The 26,150-nt window shown below is 39.3% G+C and carries 21 protein-coding genes; all 21 read left to right on the forward strand.

The window, feature by feature from the left end:
- Positions 1 to 12: 12 nt before the first annotated feature.
- Positions 13 to 1,656: a bacillithiol biosynthesis cysteine-adding enzyme BshC gene (gene bshC / locus NV377_RS13355; protein WP_258199419.1), complete on the forward strand. Its 1,644-nt coding sequence runs from the start codon at positions 13 to 15 to the stop codon at positions 1,654 to 1,656.
- Between the two features lie 214 nt (positions 1,657 to 1,870).
- Complete coding sequence (locus NV377_RS13360; protein WP_258199420.1) at positions 1,871 to 3,127, forward strand: adenosylhomocysteinase; 1,257 nt, start codon at positions 1,871 to 1,873, stop codon at positions 3,125 to 3,127.
- A gap of 131 nt (positions 3,128 to 3,258) precedes the next feature.
- Complete coding sequence (gene mraZ / locus NV377_RS13365) at positions 3,259 to 3,696, forward strand: division/cell wall cluster transcriptional repressor MraZ (protein ID WP_258199421.1); 438 nt, start codon at positions 3,259 to 3,261, stop codon at positions 3,694 to 3,696.
- 28 nt (positions 3,697 to 3,724) lie between these two features.
- Complete coding sequence (gene rsmH, locus NV377_RS13370) at positions 3,725 to 4,675, forward strand: 16S rRNA (cytosine(1402)-N(4))-methyltransferase RsmH (RefSeq protein WP_258199422.1); 951 nt, start codon at positions 3,725 to 3,727, stop codon at positions 4,673 to 4,675.
- Positions 4,676 to 4,687: 12 nt separating this feature from the next.
- Positions 4,688 to 5,089 carry a cell division protein FtsL gene (ftsL2, locus tag NV377_RS13375; RefSeq protein WP_258199423.1) on the forward strand — a complete coding sequence of 134 codons (402 nt, stop codon included), beginning with the start codon at positions 4,688 to 4,690 and terminating at the stop codon, positions 5,087 to 5,089.
- A 12-nt stretch (positions 5,090 to 5,101) separates the two neighbouring features.
- Positions 5,102 to 7,369: a penicillin-binding protein gene (locus NV377_RS13380; RefSeq protein WP_258199424.1), complete on the forward strand. Its 2,268-nt coding sequence runs from the start codon at positions 5,102 to 5,104 to the stop codon at positions 7,367 to 7,369.
- A gap of 394 nt (positions 7,370 to 7,763) precedes the next feature.
- Positions 7,764 to 9,716 carry a stage V sporulation protein D gene (locus NV377_RS13385; protein ID WP_258199425.1) on the forward strand — a complete coding sequence of 651 codons (1,953 nt, stop codon included), beginning with the start codon at positions 7,764 to 7,766 and terminating at the stop codon, positions 9,714 to 9,716.
- A 465-nt stretch (positions 9,717 to 10,181) separates the two neighbouring features.
- Complete coding sequence (locus NV377_RS13390; protein WP_308860047.1) at positions 10,182 to 11,588, forward strand: UDP-N-acetylmuramoyl-tripeptide--D-alanyl-D-alanine ligase; 1,407 nt, start codon at positions 10,182 to 10,184, stop codon at positions 11,586 to 11,588.
- Positions 11,589 to 11,592: 4 nt separating this feature from the next.
- Positions 11,593 to 12,549 (forward strand): phospho-N-acetylmuramoyl-pentapeptide-transferase, encoded by a 957-nt coding sequence (mraY, locus tag NV377_RS13395; protein ID WP_258199427.1) that lies wholly within the window; start codon positions 11,593 to 11,595, stop codon positions 12,547 to 12,549.
- 168 nt (positions 12,550 to 12,717) lie between these two features.
- Positions 12,718 to 14,169, forward strand: coding sequence for a UDP-N-acetylmuramoyl-L-alanine--D-glutamate ligase (murD, locus tag NV377_RS13400; RefSeq protein ID WP_258199428.1), 1,452 nt, complete (start codon positions 12,718 to 12,720; stop codon positions 14,167 to 14,169).
- Positions 14,170 to 14,213: 44 nt separating this feature from the next.
- Entirely contained in the window at positions 14,214 to 15,311 is a 1,098-nt protein-coding gene (gene spoVE, locus NV377_RS13405) for a stage V sporulation protein E (RefSeq protein WP_258199429.1), read from the forward strand.
- A gap of 5 nt (positions 15,312 to 15,316) precedes the next feature.
- Positions 15,317 to 16,432 (forward strand): undecaprenyldiphospho-muramoylpentapeptide beta-N-acetylglucosaminyltransferase, encoded by a 1,116-nt coding sequence (gene murG, locus NV377_RS13410; RefSeq protein ID WP_258199430.1) that lies wholly within the window; start codon positions 15,317 to 15,319, stop codon positions 16,430 to 16,432.
- 155 nt (positions 16,433 to 16,587) lie between these two features.
- Positions 16,588 to 17,493: a UDP-N-acetylmuramate dehydrogenase gene (murB, locus tag NV377_RS13415; protein ID WP_258199431.1), complete on the forward strand. Its 906-nt coding sequence runs from the start codon at positions 16,588 to 16,590 to the stop codon at positions 17,491 to 17,493.
- A 15-nt stretch (positions 17,494 to 17,508) separates the two neighbouring features.
- Positions 17,509 to 18,792 carry a UDP-N-acetylglucosamine 1-carboxyvinyltransferase gene (gene murA, locus NV377_RS13420; RefSeq protein WP_258199432.1) on the forward strand — a complete coding sequence of 428 codons (1,284 nt, stop codon included), beginning with the start codon at positions 17,509 to 17,511 and terminating at the stop codon, positions 18,790 to 18,792.
- Between the two features lie 71 nt (positions 18,793 to 18,863).
- The gene (locus NV377_RS13425) at positions 18,864 to 19,616 is read left to right on the forward strand and encodes a cell division protein FtsQ/DivIB (RefSeq protein WP_258199433.1); all 753 of its coding nucleotides are present in this window, start codon (positions 18,864 to 18,866) and stop codon (positions 19,614 to 19,616) included.
- Positions 19,617 to 19,904: 288 nt separating this feature from the next.
- Positions 19,905 to 21,146, forward strand: coding sequence for a cell division protein FtsA (ftsA, locus tag NV377_RS13430; RefSeq protein WP_258199434.1), 1,242 nt, complete (start codon positions 19,905 to 19,907; stop codon positions 21,144 to 21,146).
- Between the two features lie 16 nt (positions 21,147 to 21,162).
- Positions 21,163 to 22,254, forward strand: coding sequence for a cell division protein FtsZ (ftsZ, locus tag NV377_RS13435; protein WP_258199435.1), 1,092 nt, complete (start codon positions 21,163 to 21,165; stop codon positions 22,252 to 22,254).
- Positions 22,255 to 22,484: 230 nt separating this feature from the next.
- Positions 22,485 to 23,411, forward strand: a complete 927-nt coding sequence (gene spoIIGA / locus NV377_RS13440; protein ID WP_258199436.1) for a sigma-E processing peptidase SpoIIGA — start codon at positions 22,485 to 22,487, stop codon at positions 23,409 to 23,411.
- Positions 23,412 to 23,767: 356 nt separating this feature from the next.
- Positions 23,768 to 24,490, forward strand: a complete 723-nt coding sequence (sigE, locus tag NV377_RS13445; protein WP_258199437.1) for an RNA polymerase sporulation sigma factor SigE — start codon at positions 23,768 to 23,770, stop codon at positions 24,488 to 24,490.
- A 201-nt stretch (positions 24,491 to 24,691) separates the two neighbouring features.
- On the forward strand, positions 24,692 to 25,105 hold the full coding sequence (locus NV377_RS13450) for a hypothetical protein (RefSeq protein ID WP_258199438.1): 414 nt from the start codon (positions 24,692 to 24,694) through the stop codon (positions 25,103 to 25,105).
- 97 nt (positions 25,106 to 25,202) lie between these two features.
- Positions 25,203 to 25,985: an RNA polymerase sporulation sigma factor SigG gene (gene sigG / locus NV377_RS13455; protein ID WP_258199439.1), complete on the forward strand. Its 783-nt coding sequence runs from the start codon at positions 25,203 to 25,205 to the stop codon at positions 25,983 to 25,985.
- The last annotated feature ends 165 nt before the right edge of the window (positions 25,986 to 26,150 follow it).

Genomic DNA, 26,150 nt, shown 5'->3' on the forward strand with positions numbered 1-26,150 from the left:
GGTAGTGAGGCAGTGGTCGATCTACATAAATATGAATTACCTATTGCTCAAGCATTATCAGCAGATTATATAGAAGGTAAGCAGCAAGTTATCGAAACGCTGTATGGCTACTATGCTGGTAATACAGAGGATTGGATTAAGCGCTCGACGAGATTAACCCAATTGCAACATACTCGCGTGGAAAGTAGCTCATTAGCAAATGTGCTTAAAGCATACAATGAACGTTTGTCTGCAAGTGAAGAAACGTTAGCTAATATTGATCACATTGCACACGGAGCAAAAGTTGTAATTGGTGGACAACAAGCTGGTATTTGGACAGGGCCCTTACTAGTTGTCCATAAAGCAGTTTCTGTTATACAAGCAGCATTATCAGCAAGCGAGCAGCTACAAGAGAAAGTAGTTCCTGTATTTTGGATTGCTGGTGAAGATCATGATTGGGATGAAGTGAATCATACTTATTTGATCTCAACAGAACAGCAATTGAAAAAACTATCTATAAATAGAGATGCTTCGTTAAGAACATCTGTAAGTCGAACATCCATTAGCACGGAACAATGGCAAGAAGCATTAGAAGAATTGTCACAGCAATTACCAGGATCTGAATTTAAAGAGCAGCTTATTCTAGATCTGCAACTAATGGGAGAAAAGTCAACTTCATTATCTGATTTCTTCGGAAATATGTTGAGCGCATTATTTGCTAAGTACGGGTTAGTACTTATTGATTCTGATGATCCACAAGTTAGAGAAATTGAGAGTAGCATGTTCAATAAGCTATTGAAACGTAATGATGAATTAGAACAGGCATATCTTCAATCTGCACAGGCTGTTCGAGATTTAGGTTATTCACTTCAAGCAGATGTAACAGTGAATAGTGCTAACTTGTTTCTATTTGTTGAGGAAAGTCAAAATGATCGGGTCTTGTTATATAAAGAGAATGGTGAATTCCGTGATCGTAAAAACCAGTATCATTGGACGATGCAACAACTAGAGGAATTGTTGGAAAACAAACCTCAAAGTTTCAGTAACAACGTATTAACACGTCCGTTAATGCAAGATTATCTATTCCCAGTACTGGCGACTGTACTTGGTCCTGGAGAAATTTCATATTGGGGCTTAACAAAACAAGCATTTGAAGTTCTAGGAATGGAAATGCCTATTATTGTACCTCGTATGTCATATACACTTGTCGAAGGTATTATTGCTAAAAATATGACTAAATACGAATTGTCATTCGCTGATGTGATGGATCATTTCCAAGAGCGTAAGCAACAATGGCTACATGATCAAGATGAATTACATGTTGCAGATCAATTCAAACATGTGAGAGAGCAATTCACAGCAATGTATGCTCCACTCATTGAACTTGCTGGATCGATTCAAAGTGGTTTATCTAAGCTTGGTGATACAAATATGAACAAAATTATAGAGCAAATGACTTATATGGAAGCAAAGACAGTAGATGCACAGCAGAAACAGTTTGAAGCTGCTATTCGTCAATTAGATCGAGTTGAACTTTCGTTGAAACCTAGCGGTAAACCACAAGAACGAGTACTGTCTATGATTTCATATTGGAATAGATATGATAAAGCGTGGTTAGATGCAATTTTTGCGGTGACTTATTGTAGAACAGGTGGGCATGAGATAGTATACTTATAGTATAGGAAGTTCAAAAAGCAGACGTTGATAACGAAGATTGGAACTTTAGTATATTCAGCTTCGAAGCTTCCATTCATCGGAAGACAAGTATAATCTTCCGATGAATGTTTCTTTCAGATACAATTCAGCTACTTGCCTATTAGCAAGCGCTCTTGTACTACATATAATAAGTTGTTGGTTCAAATTCATTATTGTTAATTATAGGAGGATGATTATGAACGTTTTAGAAAAAAGTATTATTACTGACATTTCACTTGCCCCTGAAGGACATTTGAAAATTGATTGGGCAAGTAGTCATATGCCTGTCTTGAATGAAGTACGTGCACAGTTTGAGAAAGAACAACCTTTCAAAGGGTTGAAGGTTTCAATTTCTTTGCATTTAGAAGCGAAGACAGCTTACTTAGCTAAAGTCGTTCAGGCAGGTGGAGCAGAGGTTACGATTACAGGAAGTAATCCACTTTCAACACAAGATGATATTTGTGCAGCTTTGGTAGAAGATGGTATAACTGTTTTCGGCAAATATAATCCATCTCCAGAAGAATTCAAGATGCTTAATATGAAAGCTTTGGAAAGTAATCCTGATCTAATCATTGATGATGGTGGAGACCTTGTTACATTATTGCATACTGAAAGCAAACAACATGCAGTTAATGTACGCGGTGGTGCTGAAGAAACGACAACGGGTATCATCCGTTTGAAAGCTTTGGAAAAAGAAGGAACACTTACTTTTCCGATGGTTGCTGTAAATGATGCATACTGCAAATACTTGTTCGATAACCGTTATGGTACAGGACAATCTGTATTTGATGGAATAAATGGTACTACTAACTTAGTTATCGCTGGTAAAACAGTAGTAGTCGCTGGTTATGGTTGGTGTGGTAAAGGTGTTGCAATGCGTGCTAAAGGTCTTGGTGCCAGCGTTGTTGTAACAGAAATAGATCCGATTAAAGCTGTTGAAGCTTACATGGATGGTTTCAAAGTTATGCCAATGGTAGAAGCAGCGAAAATTGGTGATTTATTCGTTACAGTAACAGGTAACCGTGATGTTATTCGTAAAGAGCATTATGAAGTGATGAAAGACGGAGCGATTCTTTCGAACGCTGGTCACTTTGATGTAGAAGTGAACAAAGTAGACCTTGACGCAATGAGTGTGGGCAAACGTACTGTTCGCCGTAATATCGAGGAATACAAACTAGCAGATGGTCGCAAATTCTATTTACTTGCAGAAGGTCGTCTTGTAAATCTAGCTGCTGGTGATGGTCATCCCGCAGAAATTATGGATATGACGTTTGCACTTCAAGCGTTAAGCTTGAAATATGTAAATGATCAATACAAAGCAATTGGTAAGCAAGTTGTTAATGTCCCTTACGACATTGATCAACAAGTTGCTAATTTGAAATTAGAAGCGCTTGGCATGGGGATTGACTCTTTAACGCAAGATCAAGTGGCTTATCTTGATAGCTGGGAATAAAAAATAAATAAAATAATTAGAGAATCCTGCTTATAAAAGCAGGATTTTTCTTTTGTGTGGCGAAATAGTCTTACTTAGTGGTGGAAAGTGGAGCGAAGTGGAGTGAAAAGGGGAAGGGGTGGAGCGAAATTATGTTTATGGGAGAATATCAACATAGCATTGACGACAAAGGTCGTATTATAATCCCAGCTAAATTTCGTGATCAACTCGGATCAACCTTTGTAGCAACACGCGGCTTAGATAATTGCTTGTTCATATATCCTGCAAGTGAGTGGGTAGTATTAGAGCAAAAATTAAAAACTTTACCATTAATGAAAGCAGATGCACGTGCCTTTACAAGGTTTTTCTTCTCTGGCGCGATCGAATGTGATTTGGATAAGCAGGGTCGTATCAATCTACCTCAACATCTAAGAGAGTATGCAAAGCTTGAAAAAGATTGCATGGTATTAGGTGTTTCCAATCGGGTAGAGGTATGGAGTAAGTCATCTTGGGAAGGCTATTATGAAGAATCAGAGCAAACATTTAATGAGATCGCTGAAAAACTTGTAGACTTTGATTTTAATTTCTAATAGGACAACATGAATTGGGGGATTTAACGTGTTTTTGCATACAACAGTTTTATTGGAGGAAGCAGTCAAAGGGCTTAACATTAAGCCTAATGGAATATATGTCGACTGTACGCTTGGTGGAGCGGGACATAGCCAGCTAATTGCCGCATCATTAGGGGATCAGGGACGTCTTATTGCTTTCGACCAGGACGACTGGGCACATGAGAATGCAAAGGTTAAGCTTGCCCCTTATATGGATAAAGTTACGCTTGTTCGCAGCAATTTCCGCTATCTTGAACAGGAGTTAAAGCATTGCAATGTACCTATGTTGGACGGAGTTCCACAAGTTGATGGTATTTTATTCGATTTGGGTGTTTCCAGCCCTCAGCTTGACGAAGCAGAACGTGGATTCAGTTATAATCAAGACGCTCCATTAGATATGCGTATGGATCGTGACGAGGAATTGACGGCTTATCATATTGTGAACGAGTGGGATGAAAGAGATATTGCTCGTATTCTTGATCGATATGGAGAAGAAAAGTTTGCTCGCAACATCGCTCGTTCCATTGTGAAAATCCGCCAGACTAATGCGATTGAATCAACGGAACAATTAGCAGAGATTGTGAAAAATGCAATTCCTGCAGCTACTAGACGTACTGGAGGGCATCCTGCTAAGCGTTCATTCCAAGCACTCCGAATAGCTGTGAATGATGAGCTTGGTTCAGAGGAAGAAGCTTTAGAAGCAGCAGTGCGTTGCACAGCTCCTGAAGGAAGAATTTCCGTAATAACATTCCATTCGTTAGAAGATCGTATTTGCAAACAAACATTTGTTAAATACGTAGAAAAATGTTCTTGCCCACCTGATTTTCCAATGTGTGTTTGTGGTACGAAAGGTAAGTTGAAATTAATAACACGTAAGCCAATCTTGCCAAGTGAGCTAGAGATTGAACAAAACTTACGAGCAAGATCAGCCAAATTAAGAATAGCAGAAAAGCTGTAGGGGGGATTAATCGTGGCCTATCAATATGGTAATTTAGCAGTGAAACCTAAGCGTAAAGAACAAGAAGAGTACATCATACGTGAAACAAAGAAAAAAGTCGTTCGTAAAAAACCTATACCAGCAGGGGAAAAAGTATTATATCTTGCCGCTGTACTATTAGCAGTTATCATCTCAGGAGTTATCATATTTAGGTATGCTGATATTTACTATGGTAATTTGCAAGCTAAGCAAATTAATAGTGAAATGAAAGCAATGACGATTGAGGTTGAACAACTACAGCGTGAAGTTCAAACGTTAAGTGATCCTGAACGCATTCGTGAGTTTGCGGAATCTTTAGGAATGGTAAGTAGCCTAGATACAGGAATCATTGTCAAGAAGCCGAGCTCATCTGGAGCAACGGCAAAGCTTGAATAGGAAGTGATAGAGATGATAAAACGAATTAAATTACGTACACTACTACTTGGAGGGGTAATCACCCTCCTTTTTCTCTTTCTTATTTTTCATATTTATAAAGTTCAAGTAGTAGAAGGGTCGATGTGGCTGCAATTAGCAGAAAAACGTTGGTCTACTTCGGAAACTTTCAAATCAAAGCGAGGTACTATTACAGACCGCTCAGGTAATGTACTTGCGATGGATGCTATAGCATATAACGTGTCTATTAATCCAAAATTGATCCATGGTGCTGGAATAGAAGATGAAGTGTCTGAGGCGTTAAAGACGATTCTTGGTATGCCAGAGGATACGGTTAATTCTAATGTGAATGCTAAGCGTGATGATGGAACTTATTACTCTAATCGTGAATTACGTAAAGGCGGCTGGCAAATCGAAAAAGAAGTGGCCGATCAATTGAAAGCATTCTCGGATGAATTGAAAAAGAAATTATCTATGGAAAAAAAAGCGGCAGATACAGGCATTTATATCGAAGAGACCTATGAGCGTATCTACCCACAACATAAAATAGCGTCTCAATTAATAGGTTATATTAGTATTGATGGTGAGAATAAGATGGGTGTGGAATCGACATTCAATGACTTATTAACTGGATCTGATGGTCATATTTCCTACCAAAAGGATGGTCAGAAAGTTCAGATCGCTGGTAGTGATGTAGAATATGTTGCTCCCAAAAATGGGCAGAAGATTGAATTAACAATAGATGCTGATATTCAAGGTTATGCTGAAGAAGCTCTTCGTAGTGTTGTTCAACAGTATAGTCCGAAAAGTGCTACTGCTATTGTTGCAGATCCTAATACGATGGAAATTTTAGCGATGGCTAATATGCCAGATTTCGATCCGAATAACTATGGAGATAGCGATTATAGTAACATGTACAATCATGCTGTTGGCTCGCTGTATGAGCCTGGTTCGACTTTCAAGATTGTAACGTTAGCTGCAGCTATTGAAGAAGGCGTATTTGACCCAGATGAGTTATATCAATCAGGTTCGATCTATGTTCCTGGCGATCCAAATCCGATTCGTGATCATAACAGATATGGTTGGGGTAAAATTTCTTTTCTGCAAGGATTGAAATTTTCCAGTAACGTTGCCTTTGTTAAATTAGGATTTGAACGTCTTGGTGGCGAGAAGTTGAAAGCGTACTTTAATAATTTCGGGTTTGCTCAAAAAACAGGAATTGAAATTCCTAACGAAGCAGTAGGTACAATTCGCTTCCAATATAATCGTGAGATTGCTGCCGCTGCCTTTGGACAAGGTGGTGTCGTAGTAACACCAATTCAACAGATAGCAGCAGTTGCTGCCGTTGCTAACGGCGGAGAATTAATGCAGCCATATATTGTGAAAAGTAAAACAGACCCAACTACACAAACAACGATTGTAACAGAACCAACCACTGTTCGTAGAGTTATTTCTGAGGAATCCTCTAAACTTGCCAATGAGTACTTAGAACAAGTAGTATCCGATCGAATTGATGGTACTGGTCGTAACGCTTATATTGAAGGTTATCGTGTGGCTGGAAAAACTGGTACAGCACAAAAGGTAATTGGTAATAAGTATTCGTCTGATAAGTACGTCGTTTCCTTCATAGGATATGCACCAGTAGATGATCCGCAACTAATCGTTTTAGTAATAGTAGATGAGCCTAACGATAAAAACGCTGGTGGTAGTAAAGTAGCTGCACCAGTATTCCGTGAAATTATGCTGAAAAGTTTAAGAAAGCTTAATATTGCTCCTAACTATGAAAATATTGCAGTAGAAGAAGGCGAAACACCGACAGAAGTAATGATAACTACACCTGATGTTACAGGGATGAAAGGAGGACTTGCCAAAGAAAAACTTAAAAACGCAGGTCTTCCATTCGAATTTATTGGTGATGGTTCTATTGTAGAACAACAGATTCCTACTGCTGGAACGCTAGTTCATCCGACTCAAACCGTCTACCTAGTGACTGAGCAGAAAGAGAATCTGAGCATACCTGATCTTACAGGTGTATCGCTACGTGATGCTGTAGAAATTGCCGCGTTACTCGGCGTACAACTGAAAATAGAAGGTGCTGGATATGTCTACTCGCAACAGCTTATCGAAGATGGGAAATCAAAAGTGTTGAACATTATGTTGTCTCCGCTGAAGGAGTCGGAATATTACGTTGATGGAACGTTGGATAAAGCTGATAAAGATGTGACGGATGGTCTAGACGAGACAGATGATGGTGCAGAAGAACAATCAACATCTGGGGAGTAGTATTAATCTTGAACAAGGAATTCTCTAATGCATGCTAACTTTTGCGAGTGTGGCGCTACGGTGACCAATCGCTGTTTCTATCGCAGTTGTCCTCGGATTTAATAAATCCGAGGACAAAAACGACTGCTATCGTTTTTCCATGAGCGATTAGTCCTCTTTCGCTACTATGTGCGGGGTAGCAGCGTCTCACAATCAAAATAATTTTGTCATGCAATAAGCGGTAGTTACACTCATGAGTCCGAATGGTACAGGTTCTATCTTGTCCGAATTATGAATAGCATGTAGAGAGCAAAGTAACGCTTTTGCTATGTATGTTCTTAATTCAAGCTTACGATGTACTTTTATTTCCATAGCTATTATGGAGAAGTGCAGAAAAGTTGTAGGGGGATAGAGTATGAAAGTTTCTAATGTGACGGTTAGAAGAAGACTGTTCACCATTCTCATGTTTGCAATTATCGCTTTTGTTGGTTTAAGTGTTCGGTTAAGTTATGTCCAGCTTATTCAAGGTGCGGAGTTATCAGAGAAAGCGGAAAATTCTTGGCGCCGTAATATACCTTATGTCGCAAATCGTGGTGAAATATGGGATCGTAATGGAGTACGACTAGCTTATAACGTAAGTACACCGACTGTGTGGGCCATTCCTGTTCAAGTGAAAGAAAAAGAGAAAACAGCACAAACATTAGCACCATTACTAGATATGACGGTAGATGAAATCTTAACGAAAGTTTCAAAAACGCAGATGATTATTCAACTAGGTCCTGGTGGTCGTAAGATGACTACGGAGCAGGCGACTACAATTAGAGCTTTAAGTTTACCGGGGATTGTAGTTGCAGAAGATAATAAGCGTTATTATCCGTATGATCAACTTGCTGCTCATATACTTGGATTTACAGGTATCGACAACCAAGGCTTAACGGGAATGGAACTTACCTATAACGAACGATTAACTGGTACGCAAGGAATGGTTTCGTTTCTATCTGATGCTGCCGGTAGACAAATGCCTAACTCATCTGATACATATGTAGAGCCACAAGAGGGATTGACACTGCAACTTACGATTGATCAGCAAATCCAGACTGTGATGGAACGTGAATTAGATCAAGCGATGACCGGATTGAACGCTAACGCTGTTATGGCAATAGCGATGAATCCAAATACGGGTGAAATATTAGCAATGGCTAGTAGGCCAGGTTATAGTCCTAGCAATTATCAAGAGGTGGATGCATCAGTCTACAACCGCAATCTGCCAATTTGGATGACATATGAGCCTGGATCAACTTTCAAAATTATTACGTTAGCTGCTGCGCTTGAAGAGAAGAAGGTTAATTTACAGACCGATAGCTTTTATGATGGTGGTGCTGTAGAGATTGGTGGAGCTAGACTACGTTGCTGGAAAAAAGGTGGACATGGTAGCCAAAGCTTTTTACAAGTCGTTGAGAACTCTTGTAATCCAGGGTTTGTAGAACTGGGTAATCGTCTAGGCAAAGATAAACTTTTCGAATATATTAGAAACTTCGGATTCGGAACAAAAACTGGTATTGATATCGGTGGAGAAGAAAACGGGATTCTATTCAAATTAAGTCAAGTTGGTCCTGTTGAGTTAGCGACAACGGCATTTGGTCAAGGGGTATCTGTTACTCCGATTCAACAAATTACTGCCGTGTCAGCCGCCGTCAACGGCGGCACGCTTTACAAGCCATATGTCGCCAAAGCTTGGATTAATCGTGATACAGGGGAAATAGTACAATCGAATGAACCGACTGTAGTCAGACAAGTAATTTCAGAAGAAACATCTAAGCAAGTTCGTGAGGCGCTAGAAAGTGTTGTAGCGAAAGGAACAGGCAGAAATGCATTTATAGACGGTTATCGTGTGGGAGGGAAGACAGGGACTGCTCAGAAGGTCATTGACGGCAGGTACTCGACAACCGAACATATTGTATCGTTTATTGGGGTAGCTCCTGCAGATGATCCTCAAATCGTTATCTACGTTGCAGTAGACAATCCAGAAGGTATTCAATTCGGTGGCGTTGTTGCGGCACCGATTGTACGTAACATTATGGAAGATGCTCTGCAAATATTAGAAGTACCAAAACGTACAGATCAAATCGATCGCTTATATAAATATGGTGAAACTCCAATCGTTGAAGTGCCTAATCTTATTGGGCAATCCGTATCTGAAATATATGAAGATATGAATATGAATTTCATGCTTACAAGTGCAGGATCAGGTAAAGTCGTAATTAAGCAGGCGCCTGCAGCTGGAGAACGTGTTGATCGGGGGTCGACTATACGTATTTACTTAGGGGATGAGGGTGACCTCTCCTTAAAGGATATTCATAATCACTGACTGTGATCACGCGGTAACGCGCTGTAGCTTAGTCGGCGTCGAAGATGCCGTCCATCGAAAGCCTGCGTGTGCTCACGTACACAAAACGTACGCTGTGCTACTCGTTTTCGCTGGAGGCCATCTTCTTGGCGGGCGACAACCCACGATTTTGAACTTTCATTTGAAGTCTCGTGCTAAAGTTTCTTCGCTCTTGTAATAGAATCGTACACGTAGCTGGGCTTCGTTTCAAAGTGCTTGATGATTGGGGACTTGGAAGATGACTTCATTAGAAATTTCACATGAGGTCTTGAAATGACAATTTCTTAGCGATTTATTACTAAATATTTGGTATGTTTCTAACGTGATAGACATAATTGTTAAAAATAGCTATTGAATTGGCAAGCTATTCAGATGTAGTATAGTTGACGGGTATAAATATTTGGAAAGAACTAGAGATTGATACATAGTTTTTTCAAGAAGGAGATAATGACATTGATTACTAGAACAGTTGCGCAGCTCGCAGAGATGAGCGGTGCTATTCTAAAGAGTGATAATACAGAGTTGGTCGTGCAAGGTGTTATGACGGACTCGCGAACTGTGGGTGGGCAATTGTTCGTTCCGCTTGTAGGGGAACACTCAGATGGTCATCAACATATTTATCATGCTGTAGAAAAGGGCGCAACAGCGGCACTTTGGAAAAAAGGTGTGCCTGTTCCTGAAGATTTGCCACATATTCCTTTCTTGCTTGTTCGTGATCCATTAGCAGCTTTGCAAAAGCTTGCAATGAATTATCGAAGTGAATTATTTACAAGAGTAGTCGCAATTACAGGAAGTAATGGTAAAACAACGACGAAGGATATGACCGCAGCTTTATTATCTACAGTATACAAGGTGAGTAAGACACAAGGGAATTTCAATAATCATATCGGACTTCCATTAACAATTTTGGCATTAGAAGAGGATACAGATATTGTGGTAGTTGAATTGGGAATGAGTGGCTTTGGTGAAATTGAATTATTAACCCAAATAGCTCAACCTGATGTTGCGATTATTACAAATATCGGCGATGCCCACATGTTGCAACTTGGTAGTCGCAATGGAATAGCTCAAGCTAAACTTGAAATTGTGCATGGGCTTGGTGATGAAGGTGTATTCATCTACAACGGTGATGAGCCATTGATTGAAGAAGAAATGAATAAACTGCATATAGTATCGTCTTTGGAGAAAAAGCGTTTTGGATTAGGAGCGAGTAACGACTGGTCAGCGGCTAACATTGAGCTAGATCCATTTGGTAGTCGCTTTGAAGTATTATATATGGGCGAGTCGTGTAATGTAGGACAGCAACATATTACTACGCCAGGTCGTCATAATGTGAGTAATGCTTTGGCAGCCATTGCAGTCGCTCGCTTGTTCGGCGTAGCCGCTAATCTTATTCAAGAAGGCTTTAATCGACTACAATTAACAGGTATGCGAATTGCTCCTACAAAAGCACATAATGGAGCCATTGTACTAAATGATGCATACAACGCTAATCCAACGGCAACTCGAGCTGCCATTGATCTACTAGGAAGCGTAACTGGCTTCCGTAAGAAATGGTTAGTTCTAAGTGATATGCTAGAGCTTGGTCCCGATGAAATCGCTATGCATGTTGACATGGGTCAATATGCGACAAGTGATAAAGTAGATGCCATCATTACGTATGGTAATCTCGCTGCTCATATCGTTGAAGGTGCGAAAGATCATTTTTCTGAAGAACAACTACAATATTTTACAACAAAGGAAGAGCTGATCGATTGGCTATTGCCTCATATTTCACCTGATGACCTTGTACTTGTTAAGGGATCACGAAGTATGAAGATGGAGCAGGTTGTCGAAGCTTTAGAAAAGGGGTGAGTGTATGGACATGATGGTCATTCTATTATCATTAGGCGTTTCATTCATACTAGCAGTTTTAATTGGACCATTGTTCATACCGTTACTGAAACGATTAAAATTCGGACAGCAGATACGGACAGACGGTCCACAGTCACATTTGAAAAAGAGTGGTACTCCAACAATGGGTGGAGTTATTATCATGCTTGCGTTGTTAATTTCATTCGTAAAGTTTGCTGAGATTTCTAGTGAATTTTGGGTGCTATTAACGGCATCGCTTGGTTTTGGGATTGTAGGATTTCTTGATGATTATATTAAAATAGTATTTAAACGTTCACTTGGTCTAACAGCAAAGCAAAAGCTTGCAGGACAACTATTGTTCTCAATTATCGTTTGCGCACAACTATACAATATGGGTCATAGCACAGAGCTTCTTATCCCTGGAACAGAAATTGGTTTTGATCTAGGTTGGTTCTATTATCCATTTGTAATTATTATTTTGTTTGCTGCAAGTAACTCTGTAAACTTTACAGATGGTATTGATGGTCTATTGGCAGGAACAAGTGCTATAGCATTTGGCGCATTTACAATCGTTGCACTGTTAGCAGATTCATACGATGCTGCAATCTTTTCAGCGGCAATGGTAGGGGCAGTATTAGGTTTTTTAGTATACAATGCACATCCTGCTAAAGTCTTCATGGGTGACATGGGATCTCTCGGTATCGGTGGCGGTATTGCGGCAGTAGCCATTATAACAAAAACAGAGTTGCTCTTAGTTATTATTGGTGGAGTGTTCGTCTTGGAAATGTTATCTGTTATAATTCAAGTAGCATCATTCAAAATTCGAAAAAAACGCGTCTTCCGTATGAGTCCGATACATCATCACTTTGAACTTTCTGGATGGTCTGAGTGGAAAGTAGATGCCGTATTCTGGACGGTCGGTTTAGTGCTCGCTGTTATAGGTTTATTGCTAGTTCTATAAGAGGAAGTTCAAAACAGCCGCTTGTTGAACCTAGACTATAATGATTAATGTAACGGTTCTCGCGGGGCGGGGACCGTTACATCTATATTAGGTAATTCTGTAATCCGTATTTTGAACTTGCACTATACGTAAAATATGTACTCCAAGAAAAAAAGAGAGGTATTCTATATGAAGCATCCATCACAGTATAAGAATGAAAAAGTAATTATATTAGGTTTAGCAAGAAGTGGTGTTAGTGTAGCGAAGCTATTCCATAAGCTAGGGGCGAATGTTACAGTTAATGATCGTAAGCCTCGCGAGCAGTCCCCTGAAGCAGCACAATTAGAACAATTAGGTATTGAAGTAATATGTGGTTATCATCCCGAAAATCTAGTAGATAAGACGACTGCCTTATTAATTAAAAATCCTGGTATTCCATATCATGTATCACCTATTATTGATGCACAAACTAATAATGTAGAAGTTGTTACTGAAGTTGAGATTGCTTATTGGATTAGTAAAGCACCAATTATTGGTATTACAGGATCTAATGGCAAGACGACGACGACAACCTTAATTGGAGAGCTATTAACATCGGCTGATCTAAATCCTGTTGTTGGTGGAAATATCGGTTTGCCTCTATGTGAGATTGCGAGTGAAGTGTCTAGTGAAAACTGGATTGTTGCTGAATTGAGTAGCTTTCAATTGAAAGGTACAATTGCATTTGCACCGAAAATAGCATTAATTTTGAATTTAGCTGAAACTCATCTAGATTATCACGGGGATATGCAGGATTATGTGGCGTCTAAAGCGAAAATATTAAGCAACCAAACAGATGACGATATCGCTATCTTGAATTGGGATGATAAGATTACCCGTCAATTGATGCCTCAGTGTAAAGGTCAATTGTTCCCATTCTCGCTTTTTGAGAAGTTAGAAAGAGGTGTCTTCATTGATCCACCATTTGCACCGATTATCGCTGGCGATCCGTTGCCGAATGCGGCAGAGGAAGCTTCGATCCGATCTATTGTATATCGGATGAATAATGATTCAGAGCAACAAGTACTTATGCCTTTAAGTAGTCTTGGTATTCCTGGGCGTCATAATGCCGCTAATGCGATTGCAGCCATTGCAGCATGTCTTATAGCTGGGGCTGACCCAGCGAAGCTTGTAGAACCTTTAACGAGCTTTAGAGGCGTAGAACATCGTCTAGAGTTCGTAAGAACGAATGAAGGTGTCAACTACTACAATGATTCCAAAGCGACCAATTCGACAGCGACGACGATGACGATTCGATCTTTATCAGCGCCGTTGGTACTGATTGCTGGAGGTTTAGATCGTGGATCTGATTATATGGAATTACTCCCTATTTTCACAGATCGACTGAAAGGTATCGTGGCCGTTGGTGAAACTCGTCATAAACTTGAACATATTGCTAAGCTAGCAGGTTTAGATCAGATAAAGATCGTCGAACCTAAAGCTAGTGCCGAGGAAACGCTAGATGAAGCTGTCAAGCTTGCTAGTGAGTTAGCGGAGTCAGGAGATATTGTGTTACTGTCACCTGCATGCGCAAGCTGGGATATGTTTTCTTCTTATGAACAAAGAGGAAGCATGTTTAAGAAATCGGTGCATACCTTGTAAGTAGGGGGGTTGTCCCTACTTCATTTTATAGAGGTGTGTAAAGCATGGTTAAGACACGTTCTGCTCCAGATATATGGCTATTAATTTCCATCCTTCTTATATTATTTATTGGACTAATGATGGTATATAGTGCGAGTGCAGTATTAGCTTTTCATGAATTTGGTGATAAGTTCTACTTTTTGAAGCGACAATCGATATTTGCAGGATTAGGTTTATTATCTATGTTTTTTATGATGAATGTGAATTACACTGTCTGGAAAAAATGGGCCCCTATGTTACTTATCGTCTGTTTCGGACTACTTATCCTAGTATTAATTCCTGGGGTCGGAGTTGTTCGTGGTGGAGCGCGTAGTTGGCTAGGCATTAGTTCTTTCGGTATTCAACCATCTGAATTTATGAAACTTGGTATGATCTTATTTCTTGCAAAGTGGTTGTCCACAGAACAACAAAAAATTACTCAATTCACGAAAGGCTTATTACCGCCTTTAGGTCTTGTATTTCTGGCGTTTGGCTTAATTATGCTACAACCCGATCTAGGAACTGGAGCAGTTATGGTCGGAGCATCAATGATTCTTATCTATACTGCCGGTGCTCAGATGCGTCATCTTGGCGGTTTAGCGTTAATTGGTGTTATCGGTTTTGTTGGTCTCATTATTGCTGCACCTTATCGTTTGAAACGGATTACTAGTTTTCTAGATCCGTGGTCAGATCCACTTGGCGGTGGATATCAGATCATTCAATCGTTATTTGCCATTGGTCCTGGAGGTCTTGTTGGACTTGGTCTTGGCATGAGTAGACAGAAATTTAGTTACTTACCTGAGCCGCAAACAGATTTTATTTTCTCAATACTAGCTGAAGAGTTAGGTTTCATCGGCGGACTTACATTGATTCTATTATTTCTAGTCGTTGTATGGCGTGGAGTACGTACCGCTATCGCTGCTCCAGATACGTTTGGAAGCTTACTTGCGATCGGTATCACGAGCATTATTGGTGTACAAGTGCTAATTAACATTGGTGTTGTCATTGGAATGATGCCAGTAACAGGAATTACACTTCCATTAGTAAGCTATGGAGGCTCTTCCTTAACATTACTACTAACAGGATTAGGCATCTTGTTGAATATTTCTCGATACTCGAGGTGAAAGAGATGAAAATTTTACTAACAGGTGGAGGTACAGGTGGACATATATACCCTGCATTAGCGATTGGGAAATATATGCAACAACAGGACTCCGCTACTGAATTACTATATATAGGTACAGAGCGTGGGATGGAAAGTAAAATCGTTAGAAGAGCTAACGTTCCATTTGAAAGTATTGAAATTACAGGATTTAAACGTAAACTGTCCTACGATAATGTACGGACAGTTATCCGTTTTTTACGAGGTGTCAATCGTTCCAAACAATTAATAAAACAATTTAAACCAGACGTTGTGATTGGTACGGGTGGTTATGTATGCGGGCCTGTCGTTTATGCGGCAGCCCGTTTAGGCATACCTACCTTTATTCATGAGCAAAATGCAATTCCTGGTTTGACGAATAAATTTTTGACATCCTTTGTATCTCATGTTGGTGTAAGTTTTGAAGATTCATTATCTTATTTTGCAAAAGCAAAGCAAGTTAGCTTTACTGGAAATCCCTGTGCGTCTCAAGTGATCGAGGCAATACCAGGCCGTGGTAGAGCATCATTGGATCTTGAATCTAACCAACGTTATGCACTCATTGTTGGTGGTAGTAGAGGTGCGAAGGCGCTTAATCAAGCGGTTATAGCCTTAGCAAGGGAGCAAGAGCAATTAGAAAAACTTTCGCAGTACCGTATTGTATTTGCTACAGGTGAAATTTATTATGATGATACATTGCAAGCATTGAAAGATAATGCTGCTTATCGAAATGGACAAATTATGTTACTTCCATATATTAATAATATGGCGGAAGTTTTAAGTGATGCATCTATCGTAATTAGTCGCTCTGGAGCTTCGTCGCTAGCAGAGATTAACGCGCTTGGAAAACCGTCTATTCTAATTCCTTCTCCAAATGTAACGAATAATCATCAAGAAGCAAATGCACGTAGTTTGGAGTCTGTTGGAGCTGCAGAAATTATACTTGAAAGTGAACTTAGTGGTACTCATTTGTTAGAAAAATTGAGTGCTTTATTGTTAGATGATCATAAACTTGCGAAAATGTCGGCTGCATCACAATTTTTAGCAGTACCTGATTCAGCAAGCAGAATTGCTTTAGCGTTAGCGAGAATAATGAAACGATAACTGAACGTGAACTCTAGGCGATTGTCACACAACGAAGTGTTAAGGCATAAGATACTTTATAATTCGTGACCAGAAAGTCTAGGAGTTGATCACATGTTCAGGTGGGGCTTACCCACAACGATGGCAACTGCCATTTTTGGAAGGAGGACATACAATTGAATTTATTTATAGCGGAACTTGAGGAGTTAGAAATTGGGGAATATCTCGTCAACGAACCACTGTCGAAGCATACAACATGGAAGATCGGCGGTACGGCTGATCTGATGATCCTTCCACGAGGCAAGAAGCAACTTATATCACTAATCAAGCTACTTGGTAAGCATAGTATTCCGTGGACGAGTATCGGACGTGGATCTAATATGCTAGTAAGTGATAAAGGGATTCGTGGTGTTGTGATTAAGCCAACTGATGGCTTAGATTATGTGCGCTTCGAAGGTAATACTGTCATTGCGGGAGCAGCTTATTCATTTATTAAGCTTGCTGTTATGGCAAGCAAACAAAGCTTAACAGGCTTGGAATTTGCAGGCGGTATTCCAGGAACTGTAGGCGGTGCTGTCTACATGAATGCAGGTGCGCATGGGTCTGATGTGTCACGTATTTTTAAGTCAGCCGAAATTGTTCTGTCTAATGGTGAATTGGTAACGTATAAAAGCGATGATATGAAATTCTCATATCGTCATTCTGTATTGCAGGAAATGAGCGGATTTGTTGTTGAAGCTAGCTTTGAATTAGAAGCTGGTGATAGACAAGTGATTACTGCAGAAATGGCTAAGCATAAGGGACGTAGATTGCTAACTCAACCACTACAACTTGCATGTGCTGGGAGTGTATTCCGTAACCCCCCCGGTGATTTTTCAGCAAGATTGATTGAGGAAGCAGGATTGAAAGGGTTCCAATGTGGAGGAGCGCAAGTATCAGAGCTTCACGCCAATTTTATTATCAACACAGGACAGGCGACAGCTAAAGACGTTTTCGCTTTAATTACCCATATTCAAGGTGTTGTGAAAGAACGCTATGGTATTGAATTGATACCTGAAGTATTGGTAATGGGCGAGCGGTAACTCGGAGGTGATACATTGGACAGATTGGTGATTGAGGGCGGCAAACCTCTGTCAGGAACTGTTGTAATCCAAGGCGCGAAAAATGCAGTGCTGCCGATTATGGCTGCCAGTCTGCTGGCTGAAGGAACGACCGTGCTCGAAAATGTTCCTCATTTACTTGACATTGAAGTGATGATCCATATTTTGCGAGAATTAGGATGTCGAGTTGAGCATAAGGGAAGTACGATTATCATTGACACGGAGCAGGCTTCTGCTTCACATGTACCAGAATCGTTGATGAAGCAAATGCGATCATCAATTTTTCTCATGGGCCCACTACTTGCAAAGTACAGAAAGACTCAAGTTTATCAACCAGGCGGCTGCGCGATTGGCGAACGGAAGATCGATATTCATCTAGACGGCTTGAAGGCACTAGGTGCGCAAATTGAGGAAACAGGAAATTCTATTATTTGCAGTGCACAGAAACTAACGGGTGCGGATGTGCATCTGAATTTCCCAAGCGTAGGTGCTACTGAGAATATTATGATGGCAGCGGTGCTAGCGGATGGTCGAACAACGATTACGAATGCTGCAAGAGAGCCAGAGATTCAAGATTTGCAACATTTCCTTAATGCAATGGGTGCTAAAGTGCTCGGCGCAGGTACAGATACGATTACAATCGATGGTGTAGAGCGGCTACAATCATGTGAGCATCGTATCATTCCAGATCGAATTGTTACAGGAACACTAATGATTGCTGCAGCGGCAACTCGTGGACTAATTACATTACACAAAACGCAACCAAGTCATCTAACTTCTTTAATTCATGTCATGCGTCGAGCAGGTATTCAAATCCAAGTAGACGGTGATATAATAAAAGTTGACAGTAGAGTCAGAAGCAAAGCGGTAGAGAAGATTGTTACTGCACCTTACCCTGCTTTCCCTACTGATTTGCAATCACAGATGATGGTTATGCTTGCACTCTCAGATGGTGTCAGTGTAGTGAAAGAAAATATCTTTGAAGGCAGATTAAAGCATGTAGATGAACTGGCTCGTATGGGCGCTGATATTCGAGTAGATATGAATACAGCCTATATTCGAGGAGTGCCTCGTTTATATGGTGCTACTGTTGAGGCGACTGATCTTCGAGCGGGTGCAGCACTTGTAATTGCTGGTCTTGCAGCACAAGGGAGAACGATCGTAGAGCGAATTCACCATATTGATCGTGGTTATGATCGAATTGAGGATATGTTAACGTTATTAGGGGCTAGAATTACGAGATTAACTGCATTATCCAAAAACGAAACATATGCACAGTAATCGTTGGAATGATAATCGGCTTCCTCATCACCGATGAGGAGGCCGCGTTGTGTTAAGGAGTGGACAAGTTTATGCAATCTCAAATGCCAGTGCTCAAAGAGCCAGAGCCGAAAAAAAAGGGAAATAAAAAATTAATTGCAATTATTGTTATCTTATTTCTTGCTATTTTATCTATTGTATTTTTTAATTCTACGTTAAGTAAAATTACGGAAGTGCAAATCACTGGTACCCAATTTGTAAATGGTACAGAGGTTATGAATGCAGCAGGTCTAAAAGTAGGGGATTCTTTCGTGTTCAGTTCTGCGGAAGAGATTGAAAACAATGTCAAAACTTTAAACACCATTAATAAAGCGGTAGTTACTAAGCATTTTCCAGGGATAATCAAAATTGCTGTTACAGAATATAGTGTAGTGGCTTTTGAATTTGACGACAAAGGCGAACTAATTGCTTTATTAGCTAGTGGAGCGAGTATTAAAACAAACAATGATCGCCTACAAATAATGGACAAACCTATATTAACCGGATGGAGTAAAAATGATCCATATAAAAATGAATTAATGAAGCAACTTTCTTCTATTAATTCAACTTTGCTCGCTGACATATCTGAGATCGCACCTATTCCTTCCGTTGCTTTCCCAGATCGAATTTTAATATATACACGCACAAAGTTCGAAGTTACTACAGCTGTAAGTTTAATACGCGAGAAGGTAGAAGCGATGAATGGCGTTATTGAAACACAAGCACCAGGTAAGCTAACCTTATTACTTGCAGATACGTATGAACCATTTAACAGAGAAGATATGGAAAATACTGAAACTGAGTAAAAAGACTCTACTCAACTAGAGTAAAGAGTGGTAAAATTTTAGTTGTCTAATTTATTTTTATGAGTTTATAGTAACTTTTATGTCTAGTTGAACTAGATTTCTATTTCATATTTTCATGAACTTTTCCTTTTTTTTGATAAATATCTGAAAAAATTGTTGAAAAAAGAGGGAAAGTGCAAATAGTGTTGAATAGAATGTAAGTAGACTATTTACCTATTAGTGCAAAAACGAATAACTAAACTCATTCATTACAACTATAAATATTTATTGAAACGGAGGTGCCGCGCAATGAGCAACGGTGACATAATTGTCAGTTTGGACATCGGTACATCCAAAGTACGAGCAATAATTGGCGAAGTAAGTGATGGAGCCATTAATATCATTGGTGTTGGTACAGCAGACTCTGAAGGCATTCGTAAAGGTGCTATTGTAGATATTGATCAAACGGTTCAATCTATTAAAAATGCGATTGAGCATGCCGAACGTATGGTAGATATTGAAATTTCAGAGGTTTATGTTGGTATCCAAGGTAGTCATATTGGTGTACAAACGAATCATGGAGTAGTTGCAGTTTCTAATGAAGATCGCGAAATCGGTGAGGAAGATATCGATCGTGTACTTCAAGCTGCCAAGGTAGTAACCTTACCCCCAGATCGTGAAATAATTAATCTCGTACCTAAGCAGTATGTAGTAGATGGACTAGAAGGAATTTCAGATCCGCGTGGAATGATAGGTGTTCGCTTAGAAGTAGAAGCTACAGTTATTACTGGTGCCAAATCTTCTGTACATAATCTAGTTAGATGTGTCGATAAAGCAGGGCTAAAAATTAATGGCGTTATTCTTTTAACACTTGCGTCAGGTGTAATGACATTATCTAAAGATGAAAAGTCAGCAGGTACTGTACTCGTTGATATCGGTGGTGGATCTACAACAATTGCTATCTATGAAGATGGTGGTATATGTGCGATTTCTTCATTGCCAATTGGCGGTCAGTTTGTTACAAACGATATCGCTTATGGATTGCGTTCACAAACAGATCATGCAGAGAAAATAAAACTAAAATTTGGTTGTGCTGTTGCAGATGATGCAGCTGATGAAGTGAAATTCAAAGTTACACGCATGGGTAGTAATGTAGAAAAAGAATTTTCACAAAGAGATTTAGCTAGCATTATCGAACCTCGTATGCAAGAAATATTCCAGCTTATTAAGCAGGAAGTTCATGCACTTGGTTATGGTGATAAAGTTGATGGATATGTATTAACGGGAGGATCAGTATCTCTTCCAGGTACACTAGCATTAGCACAATCAGAACTAGAAAACAATGTAAGAATAGCTTTACCAGATTATATTGGAGTAAAAGATCCTTCTTATAGCAGTGGGGTAGGAATGATACAATACGTATCAAAGTACATGGGTGTACGAGGAGCTAGCACTACGAAGAAGGCTGTTAGTCGTAAAGGAAATTCTCCAGCTTCGTCAAAACCCCGAATGTTAGAACGCATTAAAAATATGTTTCAGGAATTTATTTGACGGGGGAGTCGTGTAGATGTTGGAATTTGACTTAGAACTAGAATCACTAGCGCAAATAAAAGTAATTGGTGTAGGTGGCGGCGGTAGTAATGCGGTTAACCGTATGATTGAGAATGGTGTAAAAGGTGTAGATTTTATAACTGTTAATACTGATGCGCAAGCATTACACCTAGCAAAATCTGAGCACAAACTGCAAATCGGTGATAAGCTTACTCGTGGTCTTGGTGCTGGTGCAAACCCTGAAGTAGGTAAAAAAGCTGCTGAAGAGTCTCGTGATCTTATTGCTAATCAGCTAAAAGGTGCCGATTTGGTATTCGTTACAGCTGGTATGGGCGGTGGTACAGGTACTGGTGCAGCCCCTGTTATTGCTGAAATTGCTCGCGAGTGCGGCGCTTTAACTGTTGGTGTAGTTACTCGTCCATTTACTTTTGAAGGTCGTAAACGTTTTGCACAAGCGGAACATGGAATCGAATCGTTAAAAGAAAAAGTAGATACACTAATCGTCATCCCTAATGATCGTCTATTAGAAATCGTAGATAAGAAAACTCCAATGCTTGAAGCATTCCGTGAAGCAGATAACGTACTACGTCAAGCAGTCCAAGGTATCTCTGATCTAATCATGGTTCCAGGTCTAATTAACCTTGACTTTGCAGATGTGAAGACGATTATGACTGAGCGTGGTTCTGCACTTATGGGAATTGGTATTGCATCTGGTGAGAATCGTGCTGCTGAAGCTGCTCGTAAAGCTATTCAAAGTCCATTACTTGAAACATCTATCGATGGAGCTCGTGGTGTAATTATGAATATTACTGGTGGTAGCAATCTATCATTATATGAAGTGAATGAAGCTGCTGAAATTGTTATTTCTGCATCTGATCCAGATGTAAACATGATTTTCGGTGCGATCATTGATGAAGATCTTAAAGAAGAAATTAAAGTAACTGTTATTGCGACAGGTTTTGAAGCAAAACCTGCCGAAGCAGCACCTCGTCGTCAAGTTGGTCAAGGTAACGATGCTGGTGAAGCGGGAAAGTCTCAAGCGACGAAGCCTATTGGTACAAACCTTTCTAATGATTTAGAAATTCCTGCTTTTCTACGTCGCAAATAACAACTTAGTATAAACATATAAAAGGGCTATACTCTTACAGTGATGTAAGTGTATAGCCCTTTTTCTAGTTTAGTAATCTAGTAATGACCACTTTTTCCGACAAAAATAGAACTCCAATGCTGACATAAACAGACAGACTTTGGAGTATATATCCAATATACTGTTTTAGAAGTAATCGCTTGGTACTACAGGAAGTATGTATTTTCATTGTAGTTGAAGGAAGGTATTACATGAAGGTATATCTAGACGTTCTGCTGCTGCGAGAATTATTAGTAGATGGGGTATTATTGTTAACAACAGGTTGGATACGAGGTTTTAAGCCTAAGGCTTGGCGTGTGCTACTTGCTGGCTCTGTCGGAGCGTTATATACAATGGCAATGGTCTTTCCTAGTCTGTCGTCCCTGTACCATATTTCGATTAAGCTATTTGTCTCTCTACTCATGATATACATTACATTCGGCTATTATTCATTACAATCTTTTTTGCGAGATATTGTAAGCTTCTATATCGTTAGTTTTGTAGCAGCTGGAGGGATGATGGCACTATACTATCTACTTATGAGAAGCTCACAAGAAGTATGGGCAAATGTACTGTTTATTGGTGGGACGGTAACAACGAAGCTACATATTGGAATTTTTTATCTGTTTGCTAGTTTCGCAATTGCTCTTTTTTTGTTTTCTAACTTTGTCAGAAGTAAAAAGAAGCATCAACTGATGGAGACTCATCTTGCTGATGTAGAGGTAGATATCGACGGTCAAATATTCACATGTACTGGATTAATTGATACTGGAAATCAATTGTATGATCCCCTTACGAAATATCCAGTTATGATTATCGAAGTATCAAGATTGCAAGATGCGTTGCCCGCTAAATTTTTGAAAGCTTTACAGCAAGGAGAAACGAACGATGCTTTAATGTTGTTATCTGATGAGCAACTCCAATTTCAATGGCAAGATCGAATTAGAATAATCCCCTTTCGGGGTGTGAATAAAGGTTCACAATTTCTATTAGCAGTAAAGCCTGATTGTGTGAAAGTCAATCATGAAGGTAAGAGCTTTGAAAGCGTCAAGGTGCTTATCGGCTTTGATGGAGGTCAGTTGAGTGGGGATGGGTCGTATCAGGCGATAATCCACCCCTCAATGGTCAGTGGGCTTTGATAACGATGAGTATGCGTTGTAGCGTAGTCGGCGTCGAATATGAAGCGAATTTCGGAAGTCCGGTACGCATGTACCAATAACGTACACTTGCGTTTCCTCCTTCCGAAAATTAGCTCCATCTTCTCGGTTCTGAAAGCCCACTTGTGGACTTTGATAACTAAGTAACGCAGGTAGGTTAATGAGAACTTTAAGCTGCTAATGTAAATTTTTAGTTTATGCTTTCGATGTAACTTTTCATTCCAATGAAGTTATGTCTTGAAGCCAATGAAAAGTTTTAGTCTATGCTTCCGATGTAACTTTTCATTCCAATGAAGTTATGTCTTGAAGCCAATGAAAAGTTTTAGGAGGAACAAACTATGATGCTGAAGTATAAGTTGTTGGCACAAATTTCTTTTTATCGGTTGATGTTAAAGTTAGGGCTCAAGGATGAGATGATCTACTATATTGGTGGTAGCGAAGCATTACCTCCACCATTAACACGAGAAGAAGAAGAATATCTGCTCCTCAAATTACCTTCTGGTGATGGTAGCATCCGTACGATTTTAATTGAACGTAATTTGCGTCTAGTCGTATATATTGCCCGTAAGTTCGAAAATACTGGTATTAATATTGAAGATCTTGTATCTATAGGTACGATAGGTCTTATTAAAGCAGTAAATACATTTGATCCAGAAAAGAAAATTAAACTAGCTACTTATGCTTCTCGTTGTATTGAAAATGAAATATTAATGTATTTGAGAAGAAATTCTAAGACGAGATCAGAGGTATCTTTTGATGAACCACTGAACATTGATTGGGATGGTAATGAATTACTTTTATCTGATGTGCTTGGCACTGAAAATGATACGATATATCGCAATATTGAAGAGCAAGTTGATCGTAAATTACTTCAAAAAGCACTTGAGAAGCTCTCTGATCGCGAACGAATTATTATGCAATTACGATTTGGTCTTGCAGATGGCGAAGAAAAAACACAAAAAGATGTTGCAGATATGTTAGGAATATCACAATCATATATTTCTCGTCTAGAAAAACGAATTATTAAGCGGTTACGAAAAGAATTTAATAAAATGCTCTAAAATACATGATAATAACCTAGACAACCACAGTACGTTTTGGGGTGAAAAGCATACGCTATTAGCAGGAATTTCAAAATGTTCGCATGTGATGATGAAGTATTGCATCGTAATAGTTTCTCGGAACTGTCATACGAACGATTTGAACCTTATAGATATGTGTAATCCAAAAATATGTGGCAGGGAGGGTGTGTATTTCAGCTTATGCCTACTATCATGACTTCTACAGAGCCAATTATGCTAAGCTATTTGAGCTTTCAACTAACCTTTTCATTGATCGAGTTGCAAATAGATCAACAATCAGTTGTTATAAAAACAAATGTACAAAATACTGGAAAATATGAAGGATCAATTTCGAGTAACCATTTTATCCTTGCTGCGGGTGGTCGAGAAGTACTTTCTAATGTTAGTTATATTAGTGAAGAACATAAACATGGGATGATATGGGCTTGGAAACGATTAAATCCCGGAGAACTGTGTACGGTTATCTTGAAATTCAACATGGATCCTACCTTATCTGAATATGATTTTAAATACAATTATAGGAAAATCACACAACTTATTAAGCGTTTTCAAATGCATAATGACAGTGAAAAAAGCACTTTCACATCCAATTAGTAGTCGCTGAATCTTGTCGCAAATTGTCAAAACAGGAATAAAATCATTCCCCAAGGAGATAATGATCAATAATGTTTCTCCTTGGGAGGTAATGATATTGACCCGTAATAAAGTTGAAATCTGTGGCGTGGATACTGCTAAGCTACCAGTCCTAACAAACGTTGAAATGCGCGAATTATTCACTGGTCTACAAACTCGTAATGAATGGGGAGCGAGAGAGAAATTAGTAAATGGAAATCTAAGATTAGTTTTAAGTGTCATTCAACGTTTTAATAACAGGGGCGAATTTGTTGACGATTTATTTCAAGTCGGTTGTATTGGCTTAATGAAAGCCATTGATAACTTTGATCTAGGTCAAAACGTGAAGTTTTCTACTTATGCTGTTCCGATGATTATTGGTGAAATCCGAAGGTATTTACGCGATAATAACCCAATCAGAGTTTCACGGAGTTTGCGTGATATCGCTTATAAAGCTTTGCAAGCGAGAGATAGTTTGACGAATAAATTTGCGCGCGAACCGACAGTAATGGAAATTTCACAGCTGCTTAATGTTCCAAAGGAGGATGTCGTCTTTGCATTAGATGCAATTCAAGACCCTGTATCTTTGTACGAGCCTATCTTCAATGACGGTGGCGATCCGATTTATGTTCTCGATCAGATTAGTGATGAGAAGAATAAAGATATAACATGGATTGAAGAGATTGCATTACGTGAGGCAATGCATCGCTTGAATGATCGTGAAAAAATGATCTTATCTATGAGGTTTTTTGAAGGAAAAACTCAGATGGAAGTAGCAGACGAAATAGGGATTTCACAGGCACAAGTATCTCGACTAGAAAAATCAGCAATTCAACAAATGCAGAAATATGTTAATGCATAAACTATAATTATTGACTTCCACAGCTGTTTTGAGACTATTAGTGAATGGAGTTTTAACAATATGTACTTGTAAATACATATTGTTACGGCTAATTCATCAATGGATCTTGAAACAGCTTTTTCTATTTACATTATAACGTTGAAATTCTATTTGGATTTGCTTTAG

It is taken from the genome of Paenibacillus endoradicis, assembly GCF_024721975.1.

Coding starts and splice junctions, on each gene's coding strand:
- spoIIGA (WP_258199436.1), top strand. CDS start 22,485: ATGAAGGTATATCTAGACGTTCTGCTGCTGCGAGAATTATTAGTAGAT.
- NV377_RS13390 (WP_308860047.1), top strand. CDS start 10,182: ATGACATTGATTACTAGAACAGTTGCGCAGCTCGCAGAGATGAGCGGT.
- NV377_RS13380 (WP_258199424.1), top strand. CDS start 5,102: ATGATAAAACGAATTAAATTACGTACACTACTACTTGGAGGGGTAATC.
- murD (WP_258199428.1), top strand. CDS start 12,718: ATGAAGCATCCATCACAGTATAAGAATGAAAAAGTAATTATATTAGGT.
- spoVE (WP_258199429.1), top strand. CDS start 14,214: ATGGTTAAGACACGTTCTGCTCCAGATATATGGCTATTAATTTCCATC.
- NV377_RS13425 (WP_258199433.1), top strand. CDS start 18,864: ATGCAATCTCAAATGCCAGTGCTCAAAGAGCCAGAGCCGAAAAAAAAG.
- ftsA (WP_258199434.1), top strand. CDS start 19,905: ATGAGCAACGGTGACATAATTGTCAGTTTGGACATCGGTACATCCAAA.
- NV377_RS13450 (WP_258199438.1), top strand. CDS start 24,692: ATGCCTACTATCATGACTTCTACAGAGCCAATTATGCTAAGCTATTTG.
- sigE (WP_258199437.1), top strand. CDS start 23,768: ATGATGCTGAAGTATAAGTTGTTGGCACAAATTTCTTTTTATCGGTTG.
- mraY (WP_258199427.1), top strand. CDS start 11,593: ATGGACATGATGGTCATTCTATTATCATTAGGCGTTTCATTCATACTA.
- NV377_RS13385 (WP_258199425.1), top strand. CDS start 7,764: ATGAAAGTTTCTAATGTGACGGTTAGAAGAAGACTGTTCACCATTCTC.
- murG (WP_258199430.1), top strand. CDS start 15,317: ATGAAAATTTTACTAACAGGTGGAGGTACAGGTGGACATATATACCCT.
- ftsZ (WP_258199435.1), top strand. CDS start 21,163: ATGTTGGAATTTGACTTAGAACTAGAATCACTAGCGCAAATAAAAGTA.
- mraZ (WP_258199421.1), top strand. CDS start 3,259: ATGTTTATGGGAGAATATCAACATAGCATTGACGACAAAGGTCGTATT.
- NV377_RS13360 (WP_258199420.1), top strand. CDS start 1,871: ATGAACGTTTTAGAAAAAAGTATTATTACTGACATTTCACTTGCCCCT.